The 1,440-nt window shown below is 57.0% G+C and carries 2 protein-coding genes and 1 pseudogene; 2 read left to right on the top strand and 1 reads right to left on the bottom strand.

The window, feature by feature from the left end; genetic code table 11:
• Positions 1-87: 87 nt before the first annotated feature.
• A pseudogene (locus tag ACH4ZX_RS40305) lies at positions 88-204 on the top strand (IS630 family transposase); the annotation flags it as partial.
• 64 nt (positions 205-268) lie between these two features.
• Here the strand turns inward: ACH4ZX_RS40305 and ACH4ZX_RS40300 are convergent.
• On the bottom strand, positions 269-436 hold the full coding sequence (locus tag ACH4ZX_RS40300; protein WP_398283912.1) for a winged helix-turn-helix domain-containing protein: 168 nt from the start codon (positions 434-436) through the stop codon (positions 269-271).
• Between the two features lie 418 nt (positions 437-854).
• Here ACH4ZX_RS40300 and ACH4ZX_RS40295 point away from each other — a divergent pair, with 418 nt between their 5' ends.
• Positions 855-1,166 carry a hypothetical protein gene (locus tag ACH4ZX_RS40295; protein ID WP_398283910.1) on the top strand — a complete coding sequence of 104 codons (312 nt, stop codon included), beginning with the start codon at positions 855-857 and terminating at the stop codon, positions 1,164-1,166.
• Positions 1,167-1,440: the final 274 nt, after the last annotated feature.

The following is a 1,440-nucleotide window of genomic DNA, read 5'->3' as shown; positions in this document are numbered from 1 at the left end:
CGCCACAATGCCCGCCACCCAGGCCGCCCTCTGGCCACACTCGGATGGACATGATCAACCAGGACTCACGTGCTCAACCGGACAGAACCGCAACACGCAAAGCCCCTGGTCCAGACCGTCCGACGCGGTCTCCGCCACATTCAGTACCGCAGCCACCTCATTGACGGCTGCCTCACCGAGGCAGGACTGACCATCAGCCCCTGACCACCGAAGACGACATCACGAGTTCAACCTCAGTAGTCAGCAACTCCCGCACAGCCAGGGAATCTCACATGGCCGGGCAGGCGGGGATTTTGCAGCACCGGCCGTTGCGCATCAGGAGCCTGCGCATACCCTGAATGGTGCAAATCAGGTGAAAGCGCCGGCCGACCACGGTCTTGATCCGGCCCAGAGTCCAGCACCGGTCCTGCCAGTCGTACGAGGCCCCCTTGGGCAACTCCGCCTCCAACTGCGCGAACCGCCTCTCGCTCAGTCTCGGCAAACGTTATGGATTGACGAGGCAGAGCAGAGTCGCCTTAACGACCTCATCGTTAAGTGTACCGTTGAAGTACTTGAAGCTGGCACCCCCCTGAGTCTTGGAAATGTTTACCGAAACTCCAGCAGGCTGGGAAGAGGTGGCGTCGCCTGCGTACGGATGATGCGACGGGCACGTGATGTCAATTTGCGCCTCACCGTCGACAAAAAGACCCTTCTTAGGAACGGTCACCTTCCCGCTCAACTCAATCGACGGAGGAGTAGTGCAGTTCAGCGTCGCCCTAATCCAACTATAATTGGGGCTTACGTTGGTCGTGTAGGTCTTCACCCCGTCAGCGGTGATTTGCGTATTAGTGAAATTTACATCATTCCCTTTCTCGATGAAGTACGAGTCAGCCACTTGCCCACTCGGGCAAGTGAAATACACCCATCCATTAAACCACGGCCCAAGATCTCTGATTTGGGTCACCGTATCGGCTGATGCGGCAGTAGCCGTGACCCCCAAAGTGGCTGCCGCAAGAACACACGAAGTCGCAATACGTCTTACCGATTTCATAAGGGCCATTTTTCTTCATCTCCAGTTCTCCCGCGGGTTTCAGCTGCCGAATTCCAGTTTCAACCCAAGGGATTTTGATTTTTCCACGTTTTTGACGCTAATCCAGTTTATCGAAGCTGATGGCGTCGAGTCGTGAGTAGAATATACCCATTGAGGTTTTTTCAGTGAAATGATCTACGCGAAACGGCGTGAGCCGCGCATGTGTGAGCAGGCCGGACGGACTGGCCTCGTTGTTTCACAGCGGCAGTCGGTTGATCTTGCGTCCGTGATGTCGCGTTGATTCCTGTCCGGGGACGGTGCCGGTCAGGGGTGCGCGCAGGGGCTTTGCGTGTTGCGGTTCTGTCCGGTTGAGCACGTGAGTCCTGGTTGATCATGTCCATCCGAGTGTGGCCAGAGGCGGCCTGGGTGGC

It is taken from the genome of Streptomyces sp. NPDC020490 (genome assembly GCF_044335305.1).
Lineage (GTDB): Bacteria > Actinomycetota > Actinomycetes > Streptomycetales > Streptomycetaceae > Streptomyces.
The sequence above is the reverse complement of the archived record's forward strand: the minus strand, read 5'-3'. Positions and strand labels throughout refer to the sequence as shown.

Excerpts from the sequence above, each read along its gene's own strand:
- ACH4ZX_RS40295 (WP_398283910.1), top strand. The coding sequence starts at position 855 with ATGAAGTACGAGTCAGCCACTTGCCCACTCGGGCAAGTGAAATACACC.